This window comes from Halobacillus sp. A1, from assembly GCF_024189295.1.
GTDB lineage: Bacteria > Bacillota > Bacilli > Bacillales > Halobacillaceae > Halobacillus_A.
In genome coordinates this window covers 85,723-98,733 of record NZ_JAIZEN010000009.1, presented here as the reverse complement: position 1 = coordinate 98,733, position 13,011 = coordinate 85,723, and the positions used below count along the sequence as shown (strand labels likewise).

Below are 13,011 nucleotides of genomic sequence, written 5' to 3'. Positions count from 1 at the left end.
AGGGTTTTACGTAGTTATGTCGAATTTACGAATACAGGAGGTGACTTATGTTCTATGCATTTAATGAGAATGGAAAGCTCTCTTCTTTATTTCAGGAGCCTGCTTCTGTTCTCCAACAATTAAAAAAAGAATCTTCATTTTACTGCCCCACCTGTAAGGAACTCCTCATCGTAAAATCTGGAAGCAGCACGACCCCTCACTTTGCGCATTTTCCGTCCAGCACTTGTGAAACCAAAAATCGTGGTGAAAGTGAATATCATGAATCAGGTAAATGGCTGCTTTATAAATGGCTGTCTTCCCAGGGATTTAATGTAGAAGTCGAAAAATTTTTACCTGGGATTCAACAGAGACCTGATTTGTTGTTCGAAGTCAATAGCAAAAAGGTCGCCGTAGAATTGCAATGTGCAACTATTCCAGTATCTGTTATACAGAAAAGAACAGAAGGTTTCAGAAAGGAGGGGATTTTCCCTTTGTGGATTCTTGGGAAAAACCAGTTGAAACGAAAAGGTGAATTCAACCTTATTTTGGATGGCCTTCATAAATCTCTAGTGTATAAAATTCACGGTCAGTATCGGATGTATTTTTTGGATGTAAATGCAAAAGCTATAATTGAAACACACACATTAGGAAGTTATTCCTCTTCTAAACACTTCGCTGCATTTAAAAATTACCGCCTTCATTCATCTTCATTCCCTCAATTATTTACTCCCTCTGTTTCTTCTGCTGAACCTCTATACCCTTTGTGGGAACAAGTGCTGTACCGCTACCGTACAATTTATCGTAAACACGCGAGCAGCCGGGAAAAGCAATGGCGACAATCTTTGTATTTGAAGAGTTTACACTATTCTCTGATCCCTAGCTTGTGTTATCTTCCTGTACAAGGACAGGTTCTCGCAAAAGTTGAGCCATATATTTGGCAGACACGCTTCATTACGGATTCATTCTGGCATACGAAAATCGGAGAGGTGATTACATTTACCGAAATAGAAACCATAAGTACCGTAAATGAAGAATCGCCGAATGTACTACAGGAATATATGGATGTCCTCGAGAAGTTTGATATTGTAACTAGGATGAGTGATAAAGGGTGGATAAAGTTAAAAGAAGTTTCATTTCACAACAACGTACATGAGGCAATTTCAGAAGACAGATGGGTTGTAAGCAAATTAAAGCAATTCAACATTTTATAGGAAAAGGCAGGATTTCTACTTTTCATCTAGAATAATTTAGTGTGACGAAATACTTTCGAGGAGGACTTTATACATGGCATCGACAAAGCAATTACCTAAAAGAGATGAAATACCAAGAGAGCGAACGTGGGATTTAGAATCCATATTTGAAACTGATGAACAATGGTATAAACAATTTGAGGATGTAAAGAATTTAGTGCCTGAGGTTGAAAAGTTCAAAGGTACTCTTGGTGAGTCTGCTGCTCAATTATATAATCTATTAAAGCTGCAGGATAAAATATCAAACCAAATTGGTCTTTTGTTTACTTATGCCCACATGAGGAATGACCAGGATACCACAAACTCTTATTATCAGGAAATGAACGCAAAAGCAGAGAGTTTATATACTAAAGTTGCTTCATCCATGAGTTTTATCACTCCAGAAATCTTAGCGCTCCCTGAGGGAACGATCGATCAGTTTTTAAGCGAGAATCCTGATTTGAAATTGTATGAACATGCGTTAAAAGAAGTAACCCGACGTCGTGAGCATGTACTTAGTGAACAAGAAGAACGATTGCTTGCCGGGTTCTCTGAAGTGGCATCGAATCCTTCACAAACGTTTGGTGCGTTAAACAATGCAGATTTGACGTTTCCTTCTATTACAAATGAAGAAGGGGAAGAGGTTGATCTTACTCATGGAAGATACGTAGGATTCTTGAAGTCAGAAAACCGTCAAGTCAGGAAAGCAGCTTTTAAAGCTATGTACGATACATTCGGCCAATTCAAAAATACATTTGCTTCTACATTGAGTGGTAATGTGAAAAAGAATAACTACTTCGCTTCTGCAAAGAAATATGAACGAGCAAGAGAAGCTGCTCTTGACAGAAATAATATTCCGGAAGCAGTTTACGACAATTTGATTGACGCTGTAAATGAGCGATTACCTTTATTGCATCGTTATGTGGAATTGCGTAAGAAGGTGTTAGAGCTTGATGAATTGCATATGTATGATATGTACACCCCCTTGATACAAGACGCTGAGCTTGAAGTGTCCTATGAAGAAGCTCAAGAGCTCGTTGTCAATGGTCTTGCCCCGCTTGGACAAGACTATGTGGACGTAGTTAAAGAAGGCTTTGCCAACCGCTGGATCGATGTAGAAGAAAATAAAGGGAAACGAAGTGGAGCTTATTCTTCTGGGCATTACGGGACAAACCCTTTCATTCTTATGAATTGGCAGGATGATGTGAACAATTTGTTCACCCTAGCTCATGAACTCGGTCATTCATTACACAGTTACTATACACACAAAAATCAGCCTTATCGGTATGGAAACTACTCGATTTTTGTTGCTGAAGTAGCATCGACTTGTAATGAGGCGTTGTTGAACGATTATATGCTGAAGAAGACAAACGATAAAAAAGAAAAGCTGTACTTGCTGAACAATTTTTTAGAAGGCTTCAGAGGCACTGTGTTCCGTCAAACGATGTTTGCTGAATTTGAGCATGAGATTTACATGCATGCACAAAATGGTGAAGCGCTGACAGCTGATAAATTAACAGAAATTTATTATGATCTCAATAAGAAATATTTTGGAGAAGAACTCGTCATAGATGAAGAAATAGGTCTTGAATGGGCACGTATTCCTCACTTTTATATGGGTTACTATGTCTATCAATATTCCACAGGTTATGCAGCTGCCACAACTTTAGCTGAGCAAATTTTATCTGAGGGCAAACCAGCCGTCGATCGTTATATGAGCTTTCTGGAAGCTGGAAGCAGTGACTACCCAATCGAAGTTTTAAAACAAGCAGGTGTAGATATGACTTCGAAGGACCCTGTTTACGAAGCACTGGACGTCTTTGAACAAAAATTAAATGAAATGGAAGAACTATTGAAATAGTGTGGAGAATTATCCAACAATGTGAAAGGTTTTAGGAAGACATGATTCCGAGGTGAAGGTTTCGTTACCGTATGAAATGAAGGGGTGGTTGGGTAAATCTTGCCTAGCTCTTTCTCCCGCGGGAGTCAAAGTGTTTTACTCCTATTGCGCGATCTAGGATATTATTCGGCAAGCATCATAAGAGAAATCTTCAAAACGGAAGCGTCTTTAATCACACGAGTTCCAAGCCAGACGAAATTTTGGTTAGGGAGTAAAAAAGAAGGTTGGACTCAGGTTAAACCTGAGGAGGACTTGAAAAGTTGTGGGTTCGTGTCTTCCTGATAAAGGAGATTCTGTAATTTTATCAACAAGTCTTTAACCGAACCATTAAAATTCCGGGGACTCAAGAGAATCCCCGGAATTTTTTTTGATGAAAAAGAAGTGTGAAGAAGAAATAAATCGATAGAACTAACAGAGGCGTCGTAATATAAAGTGGGTATAGGCGCATGAGCGCAAAAAGATGGAAGATGCCAATGGTTATAAATGCGACAATATATAAGATGATGAACCATACTTTCATAATCCTGGGCTCCCTTTTTCATATAGTCATATCGTAGATATTTTATTCAAAAAGGACGAGATTATGAGCGCACCAAATGGATAAATTTTCTCATCGGAAAACATTAAAAAACCCGTCACGGAAAGCCGATACATAGCAGCTTTCCGTGGCGGATTTTCAAATATCGGTATACTCCCAGAATGCCCCGTGCTTCACGGGAACTTCTCTGGCTTTTTGTTTAAGAACGAGCTTCTTCATTTCTTTTTTCGTTTGCTGTTCCGTCCAGTCATATACGACTGATATTTCTTTGTTGGCAACGAATCGATAGTGGCTTAAGAAGTCTTCAAGACTCGGTTTCGTTGAAGGTTTTGGATCTTTCTGGAGCATTTCCTTCAACACTTTCACGTAAACTTCATAAGAATAAATGCCTGTAATTTTCAGTCCGGCTTCTTCTTCCGATTCATTAAAGACGACGATGGAGGGAGCTGAGTCCACTTCCATTTCGCGAGTTAATTTTATATCGCATTGAAGGGCTTTCCTGGCTGATTCCGAGTGCAGGTCTTTTTCAAACTCTTTAACGTCCAGACGACTTTTTTCAGCACATTCGATCAGCACCTTCTCATCGGATATATCTTTTTTTTCAAGAAAAACATATTCCTGGACTTTGCGTAGAAAGCGCATACCCGCTTTCTTTCCTTGAAGCTCCGCTGCCTTGACGGCTACAGCTGTGGCTAAGGGTGATGAAATTGGATTCTCCAGCCAAACATCACCATCACAGCACATACCAGTCCGGGAACCAGTATTATCCCATACTTTCTTCAGCTTTTCAGAATTTGAGGAATTACTTTGCTGAAGTGATGCCAAATTGCCACTGACAATAGGGCGAATGGTAAAGAATCGACCATATTCGATGGTAAGCTTTTTTAATATGGGTTCAAGTGACCAACATTCCGGGCAAAGTGGGTCGATGAACACATACATCTCGATAGGTCTTTTGAGTAGATCAAAAAAACCTGTCGACGTACCCTGTTGCTCATTTGAGCTTTCTAAGCTTTTCCAACTCACATCGATTCTCCTTTCTCATCCTCTGGTGTATTCATCATATGGTTGGCAGTCATCGTTAATCTGTCCAACATGGCTGTTCTATAAGGTTCTTCTATTGCAGCATCTGTAAGAGCACGGTCCATACAAAAGAGCCAAGCATCTCTGCGTGACGGAGTAATAGTAAAAGGAAGATGTCGTGCTCGCAGCATCGGATGTCCATGCTCTTGAATGTATAAGGGGGGCCCCCCGAAAAATTGAGTGAGAAATTGTTTCTGTTTACGTCTCGTCTCTGTCAAATCATCTGGGAAAATTGGTATAAGATCCGGATGCTCACTTACATATTTATAAAAATGGTCGACGAGTTCATTTAATTTTTCTTCTCCAATTGCTTCATAAATAGTGCCTGGTGTAGGTTGCATAAAATCCCTTCCTGTCTGTTTATTCATTTTAGCAACGGTCAACTCTCTCGGCAACTAATCTGATTGAGGCTTAGCATTGAAAAACCGTTTAATCTTATTATCTGTTTTTCGCTTAGGAATATGTTGTTCAGCTAATAGTTCTTCAAATACTTTTTTTCCTGATTCGTACTCAGCTGCTTCAAGTTCAAGTTCATAATCATTTTGTTCAAAATAAAAGCTTTGATCCAAAACTACAGTTGTTCCTTTGTATTCTTTTTCCTTGCGTCTTGTCATAAGAGAACCCATATACTGTAGTTCAGCTATGTCAATACCTGCCTCTTGTAGTTGGTTTTGCACATAAGTAGTGGATCTCGGACGGTTGAGCATCCATTGGTTTACCTCATCTTCTGTAAGGTTATCGTGTGTTTCAAGTAAACCTTCCTCATGGGGCTGTTTCAATGTCAGAGTCCATTGATCTTTTTTTCTCCTAATACGTAAAGCGGACCCTAGTTGTCTTAATTTGAAGTCTTCAGTTTCAAAGTAATAGTTGGTCTGTTCAATAAGTTCCTCAGAATCGAAAGATAAATGCTCATACAACTTAACAAACTCTTCTTCAGTCAATATGTTTTTAAATTCGATTTCAATTTCTTGGGTCATTTGTCCTTCACCTCTATTATCAATTATGATTTATTTAGGTCTTAAATTGCAAAGATTAACCATTAAAGAGAGTTATTTTCTATTGGGAACTGGGAAATATGATACAATGATTATAAAAGTTGAGTTCTAAAAAGCTATGGAAAAGGTTACATAAAGGTGGTGCTCAAAAGCATGGATTGGGATATATTTATGGCACCCTACGCTCAAGTGGTGGATGAATTAAAGGTAAAATTAAAAGGCATGAGACAGCAGTTCGAATATGAGCGTGATCAATCGCCTATTGAATTTGTGACAGGACGCGTTAAACCGAAATCGAGTATAATTGAGAAAGCTATGCGAAAAGGGGTTAATTTACAAGAAATCGAAAGAGAACTCCAGGATATAGCAGGTATTCGTGTAGTCTGTCAATTTGTTGACGATATTTATGAAGTCGTAGACATGCTCAAGAATCGCCATGATTTTGATATTGTTGAGCAGAAGGATTATATTACTGAAAAGAAAGACAGCGGTTACCGCTCTTTCCATGTGATTATAAGTTATCCTGTGGAAACAATCCACGGAGAGAAATTAGTCCAGGCTGAGATTCAGATTCGCACACTAGCGATGAATTTTTGGGCGACGAACGAACATTCTTTAAATTATAAATATGCCGGACAAATGCCTGCTGAAGTTCGATCAAGATTAAAAAGAGCGGCAGAGGCTGCCTTTCAGCTGGATGAAGAGATGTCGAAGATTAAAAATGAAATTCAGGAAGCGCAAAAAGTCTTCAATCGTAAAGAAGAACAAGATAAGAAGACCAACAAATGAGAAAGGAGATGAAGTTGAGATGAAGTTCTCGATCCTCTCTAAAGGCGATAAAAAATCAAACGAAATCCGCTCCAAGATTAAAAACTACTTGACCGAATTCAAACTAGAGTATAACGAAGAAGAGCCTGACTTAGCTATTTCTGTAGGCGGAGATGGCACACTTCTCGAAGCTTTTCATACGTATGTCCACCGTCTTGACAAGACAGCTTTTATTGGTGTACATACAGGGCATTTAGGGTTCTATGCAGACTGGACGCCTGATGAATTAGAAAAGCTGATCATAGAAATTGCTCGAACCCCTTATCAAGTTGTAGAATATCCTCTACTAGAGGTGACGATCCGTCCTAAAGATGGAGGTGGAGAAGATAGATACTTAGCGCTGAATGAATGCGCAATAAAAACATCAGAGGGTTCGGTGGTTCTTGACATAGAAATTAAAGGCGATCATTTTGAGACGTTCAGAGGAGACGGCCTTTGTGTATCTACTCCATCAGGAAGCACAGCTTACAATAAAGCGTTAGGAGGAGCTATTTTACACCCTTCTCTCGAAGCTATTCAAATCGCAGAAATGGCTTCAATCAATAACCGGGTCTTTCGTACAATAGGTTCTCCGCTCATTTTGCCTGGTCACCATACGTGCCTGTTGAAACCTTTGAACGATAAGAGTTTTTTATTCACAATTGATCATATCACTCGAACTTATAAAGATGTAAAGTCGATTCAGTGCCGCGTTGCTAAAGAACGGGTAAGGTTTGCGCGTTTCCGTCCTTTCCCATTTTGGAAACGAGTCCATGATTCCTTTGTATCCGATGAGTACTCTAACTAAGGTTTTCCGGGTCCATAAAGAAGGTGTCTTACGAGAATTTATGCGTTCCGATTTGAAATTCTCCAGACAGTTATTAAAAAAAGTCAAAACGGCCGGAAAATTATTTGTAAATGGTGGAGAAGCTCACTTGAACTATCCGATCAACCAGGGAGATCTTCTCACAGTCGTTTTTCCGGAGGAGGAGAGGGGCCTTCATATGACTGGTGAGCCGGTCCCTCTATCTATCATATATGAAGATGAGGACATTCTCATTTTGAACAAACCACCTGGGATTGCGGTGTCCCCGGGAAGGGATCATACCTCGGGCACACTAGCCCAAGGTATACTCTACTACTACGATGAGCATGATATACCTTTCACTGTCCACATTGTTACCAGGTTGGACCGGGACACTTCAGGGTTGGTTCTTGTGGCTAAGCATTCGTATAGCCATTCAGTGTTGACAGCTGAAGGATTTAGGGTGGACAGGAAATATACAGCTTTAGTAGAGGGTAGGAACCTCGAAGATCAAGGTACGATCGATAAACCGATCAGGCGGAATCCCTCATCAATTATCCAACGTGAAGTTCATGAGGAAGGGAAAAAAGCTATAACAGAATTCCGAGTGCTTGAGAAGACCTCTTCGTGCAGTAAAATTAAATGTAAACTTCTTACAGGTCGAACCCATCAAATACGGGTACATATGGCGTCTCTAAATTCTCCGATACTTGGTGACTCTCTGTATGGAAGTGAGTTTAAAGGATTGAAAGGGCAAGCCTTGCATTGCCATGAGCTTGCTGTAATGCACCCATGGACGGGTAAATGTATGAAATTTACGTGCAGTCATCCAAAAGAGTGGGATTATATTTTAAAAGCAGACTCCCGGTCATAAAGGAGTCTGTTTTTCCATTTATTCCTATAGGAACCGTAATTGATTGGGAAAATAACATAAACATCTAGTGTGATGCTTTATATAAAGAACAATAGCTTTCGATTGAGAACCGGTTCAGGAATTTTGTATGCTGGGCTGGCGGCTTTAGGCTGTTATTAAGGATGCTCTTATTCAATCGATTTTGAAAAGCCCATCTAATGTGTAGGGCAGAGAGTTTATTATAAAAGCTCAACTACGATGTTTAACATATCATTTTAATTAAGAGTAGTAGTTGAACTTTTCTTCTACTAAAGGCATAGAAGATGGGACGCTCACCGTTTTTTCTTCGGGCAGGCGGAAGGCGGTCAGCTTATTTCCGAATACACAGCCGGTGTCTATATTGACTGTTTTATTTACGTATCTCGGCTCATAGACAGGGGTGTGACCGTAAACAACCCAGCAGCTGCCATTATAGCTTTTAGCCCAGTCTCTTCTTTCCGGACGCCCATCCGGCAGCTTGTCCCCAGTTATATCACCGTAGAGAACAAATGTCTTCACTTGTTTATTGTCACGTCCAATGTCCTCTTCCCGGATACCTGCATGAGCTATGACAGCATTGGCACCAGGTACTTCCAAATAAAGCGGAGAGGTCTCAACGAGCTCGAGAAATTTTGATTTGATGTCATTTTGCTCGTCTTTAGGCAAAGCATAATACTCCGCTGATGTGGTTTCCAGACCGTGTTTTTCCTGGACGGGGTTTCCTTTGAAAAAACGATATAGCTTGTCACAGTGGTTGCCAGGAATATATTTAGCCAATTTTTCTTTTACGACAAGCTGATAAACTAGTCGGATCGTATCAATTGAGGATGGGCCTCTATCGGTGATATCCCCTAAAAATATAGGGATCCTTCCTTCAGGGTGAATAGGAAGACCATTTTCCCATTCGTAACCGAGCTTCGAAAAGAGTAACTGAAGTTCCTTAAGACATCCATGTACATCGCCGATTACATCAATCTTCATTAATGAATAACCTCCTATTTCCCCCATTAAAAGAGGCAGAGAAACTTCTGTAAGCTTCCCCGCCATTGCTTCAATTTATTCAAACATGTACGTTTGTGTCCTGGATTTCACATTCAAAACTATTCCGATGGCAAGCAAATAAGCTAGTGTAGAACTCCCTCCATAACTCAAGAAGGGCAGTGGAATACCGGTGATGGGAAGAAGTTGAACAGACATCCCGATATTCTGAAATACCTGGAACGTAATCATTCCAATAATCCCTACAATCAGATAACTTCCAAATGAATCATTACTCTCGAGAGCGATTTGAATCATACGATAAATCAATAGGAAAAAGAGTGAAACAATAATGCTCGATCCAATAAAACCGAACTGCTCTGATACAGCTGTAAAGATCATATCCGTGTGACGCTCCTGAACGTAGATTTCAAAGTTTCCTAACCCTTTTCCATAGAGTTGTCCAGAACCTATGGCTGTAATAGCTTTAATCAGTTGTAAGCCAGCATCCAGCTCATATTTTTCGGGCTGCAGCCAGCCATAAAAGCGAGAGTCCACGTGGGCAAATACGGATTCTTCCAGAAAAGTAGTGACCGACGTGAGGTTAATCACAAACATCATGACGATGCTGGCAATTACTAAGAGAAATCCTCCAAGCAAAGATATAAGAATTTTCCACTTTATTCCCGATATTAATATCATAAATGCCGTGATGGCCACCAAAACCAAAAAGGAGCCAAGGTCTGGTTGTATGGCTATGAAAAGCATTGGTGGAAGCGCTAAACCTAATTGCTTCCCTAATAAAAGCAGGTCGGATTTAGTAGTTTTTAAGCGATGATTTTCTTGATGTTTTACTATGACATGCGCAAGGGCAATGACTAGAAATACTTTTATAAATTCGGCGGGCTGTAGTGTTACATTTCCTGGAAGACGAAACCAGCTAGTTGCACCTCCGGATGTATGTACAAGTTGTGGAGGAAAGTTGAAAAATAACATTAATAACATGATGATTCCTAAACCGTAAAGGAACCAAACGACCTGGTGAAGCCTATCATAGTCAATGAGCAGTGCAGATGCCGCTCCGATAAATCCGACAGAATACCAAAAAATTTGTTTGAAGTATGATCCCTGGTCTCCTGCACCAAGGACGGGATTTAATGTGTATAATGTGAAACAGCTGATAATACCAAAAGATAAGATAATAAGAATGATTGTATAGTCTATCGGTGAGGAGTTCGAATTTTCGTTCATGTAAGGTCCCTTTCTATTTGAGCAAACTTAAAAATTACCTTAGTATTGTAAGTGTACAACATTCGGGTTTATTTTTTAAGTATGATCCAAATTTTTCCGAAATACCACTACATTAAATAAAATACAGGATTGGAGGGATAAGTATGGACCATCTAGAGTATGAGGAACGTATGAATCAATGGGCAATGATAAAGGATGCTTTATTCAATGAACAGATTGATCAGTTTAGAGCAGAGTTTCTTGATATGCACCCCTACGATCAAGCGAAGATTTTTGAAGCGGTAGAAGATGAGGTCCGGCTGCAAATCTATACTTATTTGTCTCCTGAAGAAGTAGCTGATGTCATGGAGCACATCGACTACGATGAGATTGAACCCTTCTTTACAGAAATGGATCCTCGTTTCGCCGCCCAGGTTTTCGCTGAAATGTCTACTGATGACGCGGTTGATATTCTTAATGAACTCGACAAAAACAAAGTAGCCAGTTTCCTTACTATTATGGATGATAATGCTGCAGATGAAATAAAAGATCTTCTGCACTATGAAGAGAAAACAGCCGGTTCGATCATGACGACAGAATTTGTAGTAGTAAAGGCAAGTATGACAATTAAAGAAGCGATGGGTCATTTGAGGAAAGAAGCGCCAGATGCAGAAACGATTTATTATACCTATGTTATTGATGAAGAAAAACAGCTGGTCGGTGTAATCTCTCTGCGTGATCTTATTATTTCCGAAGAAGACTGGATGATATCGGATGTCATGAGCGAGCGTGTCGTATCCGTATCTGTCGGTGAAGACCAGGAAGAGATTGCCCGGATGATGCGAGACTATGATTTCCTGGCTTTGCCGGTCGTTGACTTCCAGCAGCACCTTTTAGGGATTATTACCGTGGATGATATTATGGATGTCATGGAAGAAGAAGCAAGCGATGACTATTCGAAATTAGCTGCGATATCAGATGTGGATAGTCCTGACGATCATGCTTTTACCTCAGCTAAAAAAAGGCTGCCGTGGTTAATTATTCTTCTATTCCTTGGGAGCTTCACAGCGAGCCTGATCGGCAGATTTGAAGCAACGCTTGACCAAGTAGCTGTTTTAGCGATATTTATCCCGCTAATTGCCGGCATGGCCGGGAATACTGGGACACAGGCACTAGCAGTTGCTGTGCGTGGAATTGCTACTGGGGAAATTTATAAACAAGGTAAGATGAAAATGGTGTTCCGAGAAGCAGGTACAGGTTTGATTACAGGAGTAAGCTGTGGTGCCCTTATAACACTTATCGTTTACTTTTGGCAAGGAAATATTTACTTAGGATTATTGGTTGGATTATCAATCATGGCTGCTTTAGTTGTGGCCACGTTAGCCGGTTCTCTTGTTCCATTAGTGATGCATCGTTTCAACATAGATCCGGCAGTTGCCTCTGGTCCTTTTATTACAACGATTAATGATATTATTTCTATTCTGATTTATTTTGGTATGGCTACCGCGTTTATGGGGCTTCTTATATAAGAATTGTAATTTGACTACGGATATAATAAGATAAGAGCAGGTACTAATAACAAATCATAATACTTATGAAATTACCTCGAGGAGGATTATTTATGAATTTTTCACTAGAAGGTCGCACGTATGTCGTTATGGGTGTGGCTAACAAACGGAGTATCGCCTGGGGTATAGCCCAATCTCTTAACAAAGCAGGAGCTCGCCTCATTTTCACTTATGCTTCCGAACGTTTTGAAAAATCAGTCCGTGATCTAGCCGACACGCTAGAAGGGCCAGAATCATTGTTTTACGAATGTGACGTGACGAATGATGAAGCAATCATTCAAACATTCGACCACATTCAAAAAGATGTGGGTGTAATTCACGGCCTTGCTCACTGTATCGCCTTCGCCAACCGTGATGAACTTAAAGGTGAATACTTGAATACAAGCCGTGACGGGTTCTTGACCGCCCACAACATTAGTTCATATTCTCTGACAGCTGTCGCACGTGCGGCTCAACCGATCATGTCTGAAGGTGGCGGTATCGTCACTCTTACTTACTTGGGCGGTGAAAAAGTAGTGGAGAATTACAATGTGATGGGTGTAGCGAAAGCAAGCCTTGATGCAAGCGTACGCTACTTGGCCAACGACCTTGGTAAACACGCGATACGAGTGAACGCAATCTCTGCGGGTCCACTTCGTACCCTGTCTGCAAAAGGAGTCGGTGACTTCAACAAAATCCATCAAGTGATCGAAGAGAAAGCACCGCTGCGTCGTCCGATCACTCAAGACGAGGTAGGAGATACAGCTTACTTCTTGATGAGCGACCTTTCCCGCGGAGTAACCGGAGAAATCATTCATGTGGATGCCGGATTCAGCACAGTAGCCTACTAATTTTAAAAATAAGAAGACGCTCTGATTCCTATCAGGGCGTTTTTTTTTGTGGGGAAATACTCCAATTTTAATTGAGTTCAGTTATGGCAAACAGCATCGGTAATTTCCAGTGAAGAAATTGAAAAATGGGCACATGAAAAAAATCACCTGCATATACATAAGATGATGATATTAAAA

At 40.3% G+C, this 13,011-nt stretch carries 12 protein-coding genes and 1 pseudogene; 8 read left to right on the top strand and 5 right to left on the bottom strand.

Features of this window, described 5'->3' with window-relative positions; all coding sequences use genetic code 11:
- The first annotated feature begins 47 nt into the window (after positions 1-47).
- The 3 genes and pseudogenes from LF817_RS11505 to LF817_RS11495 all read left to right on the top strand — a co-directional run.
- On the top strand, positions 48-1,190 hold the full coding sequence (locus LF817_RS11505) for a competence protein CoiA (RefSeq protein WP_253935961.1): 1,143 nt from the start codon (positions 48-50) through the stop codon (positions 1,188-1,190).
- A 73-nt stretch (positions 1,191-1,263) separates the two neighbouring features.
- On the top strand, positions 1,264-3,069 hold the full coding sequence (gene pepF, locus LF817_RS11500) for an oligoendopeptidase F (RefSeq protein WP_253935960.1): 1,806 nt from the start codon (positions 1,264-1,266) through the stop codon (positions 3,067-3,069).
- Between the two features lie 138 nt (positions 3,070-3,207).
- Positions 3,208-3,366, top strand: a pseudogene (locus LF817_RS11495) (IS4-like element ISHaha1 family transposase); the annotation flags it as partial.
- A 418-nt stretch (positions 3,367-3,784) separates the two neighbouring features.
- Here LF817_RS11495 and LF817_RS11490 read toward each other — a convergent pair.
- From LF817_RS11490 to LF817_RS11480, 3 genes are read right to left on the bottom strand one after another with little or no spacing between them, the layout of a single operon-like run.
- Entirely contained in the window at positions 3,785-4,672 is an 888-nt protein-coding gene (locus LF817_RS11490; protein WP_289216343.1) for a ClpXP adapter SpxH family protein, read from the bottom strand.
- Positions 4,669-5,070 (bottom strand): globin domain-containing protein, encoded by a 402-nt coding sequence (locus tag LF817_RS11485; protein WP_253935959.1) that lies wholly within the window; start codon positions 5,068-5,070, stop codon positions 4,669-4,671. Before LF817_RS11485 ends, LF817_RS11490 begins: the two co-directional genes overlap by 4 nt.
- 54 nt (positions 5,071-5,124) lie before the next feature.
- Positions 5,125-5,706 carry a CYTH domain-containing protein gene (locus tag LF817_RS11480; RefSeq protein ID WP_253935958.1) on the bottom strand — a complete coding sequence of 194 codons (582 nt, stop codon included), beginning with the start codon at positions 5,704-5,706 and terminating at the stop codon, positions 5,125-5,127.
- A 171-nt stretch (positions 5,707-5,877) separates the two neighbouring features.
- Between LF817_RS11480 and yjbM the strand changes: the two genes are divergently transcribed.
- From yjbM to LF817_RS11465, 3 genes are read left to right on the top strand one after another with little or no spacing between them, the layout of a single operon-like run.
- Positions 5,878-6,513 (top strand): GTP diphosphokinase, encoded by a 636-nt coding sequence (gene yjbM, locus LF817_RS11475; RefSeq protein ID WP_253935957.1) that lies wholly within the window; start codon positions 5,878-5,880, stop codon positions 6,511-6,513.
- A gap of 19 nt (positions 6,514-6,532) precedes the next feature.
- Positions 6,533-7,339, top strand: a complete 807-nt coding sequence (locus LF817_RS11470) for an NAD kinase (RefSeq protein WP_253935956.1) — start codon at positions 6,533-6,535, stop codon at positions 7,337-7,339.
- Positions 7,305-8,210: an RluA family pseudouridine synthase gene (locus LF817_RS11465; RefSeq protein WP_253935955.1), complete on the top strand. Its 906-nt coding sequence runs from the start codon at positions 7,305-7,307 to the stop codon at positions 8,208-8,210. The genes LF817_RS11470 and LF817_RS11465 overlap by 35 nt, the downstream gene beginning before the upstream one ends.
- A 258-nt stretch (positions 8,211-8,468) precedes the next feature.
- On the opposite strand, the gene prpE is transcribed toward LF817_RS11465, so the two are convergent.
- A complete protein-coding gene (gene prpE / locus LF817_RS11460) occupies positions 8,469-9,209 on the bottom strand; it encodes a bis(5'-nucleosyl)-tetraphosphatase PrpE (RefSeq protein ID WP_253935954.1) in 741 nt (246 codons plus the stop codon).
- A 75-nt stretch (positions 9,210-9,284) separates the two neighbouring features.
- On the bottom strand, positions 9,285-10,457 hold the full coding sequence (locus LF817_RS11455; RefSeq protein WP_253935953.1) for an FtsW/RodA/SpoVE family cell cycle protein: 1,173 nt from the start codon (positions 10,455-10,457) through the stop codon (positions 9,285-9,287).
- A gap of 143 nt (positions 10,458-10,600) precedes the next feature.
- On the opposite strand from LF817_RS11455, the gene mgtE reads away from it, so the two are divergent.
- The gene (gene mgtE, locus LF817_RS11450) at positions 10,601-11,965 is read left to right on the top strand and encodes a magnesium transporter (protein WP_253935952.1); all 1,365 of its coding nucleotides are present in this window, start codon (positions 10,601-10,603) and stop codon (positions 11,963-11,965) included.
- Positions 11,966-12,057: 92 nt separating this feature from the next.
- Positions 12,058-12,834, top strand: coding sequence for an enoyl-ACP reductase FabI (fabI, locus tag LF817_RS11445; protein WP_253935951.1), 777 nt, complete (start codon positions 12,058-12,060; stop codon positions 12,832-12,834).
- Positions 12,835-13,011 lie beyond the last annotated feature (177 nt).

Excerpts from the sequence above, each read along its gene's own strand:
- LF817_RS11505 (WP_253935961.1), top strand. The coding sequence starts at position 48 with ATGTTCTATGCATTTAATGAGAATGGAAAGCTCTCTTCTTTATTTCAG.
- pepF (WP_253935960.1), top strand. The coding sequence starts at position 1,264 with ATGGCATCGACAAAGCAATTACCTAAAAGAGATGAAATACCAAGAGAG.
- LF817_RS11485 (WP_253935959.1), bottom strand. The coding sequence starts at position 5,070 with ATGCAACCTACACCAGGCACTATTTATGAAGCAATTGGAGAAGAAAAA.
- LF817_RS11480 (WP_253935958.1), bottom strand. The coding sequence starts at position 5,706 with ATGACCCAAGAAATTGAAATCGAATTTAAAAACATATTGACTGAAGAA.
- yjbM (WP_253935957.1), top strand. The coding sequence starts at position 5,878 with ATGGATTGGGATATATTTATGGCACCCTACGCTCAAGTGGTGGATGAA.
- LF817_RS11470 (WP_253935956.1), top strand. The coding sequence starts at position 6,533 with ATGAAGTTCTCGATCCTCTCTAAAGGCGATAAAAAATCAAACGAAATC.
- LF817_RS11465 (WP_253935955.1), top strand. The coding sequence starts at position 7,305 with ATGATTCCTTTGTATCCGATGAGTACTCTAACTAAGGTTTTCCGGGTC.
- prpE (WP_253935954.1), bottom strand. The coding sequence starts at position 9,209 with ATGAAGATTGATGTAATCGGCGATGTACATGGATGTCTTAAGGAACTT.
- LF817_RS11455 (WP_253935953.1), bottom strand. The coding sequence starts at position 10,457 with ATGAACGAAAATTCGAACTCCTCACCGATAGACTATACAATCATTCTT.
- mgtE (WP_253935952.1), top strand. The coding sequence starts at position 10,601 with ATGGACCATCTAGAGTATGAGGAACGTATGAATCAATGGGCAATGATA.
- fabI (WP_253935951.1), top strand. The coding sequence starts at position 12,058 with ATGAATTTTTCACTAGAAGGTCGCACGTATGTCGTTATGGGTGTGGCT.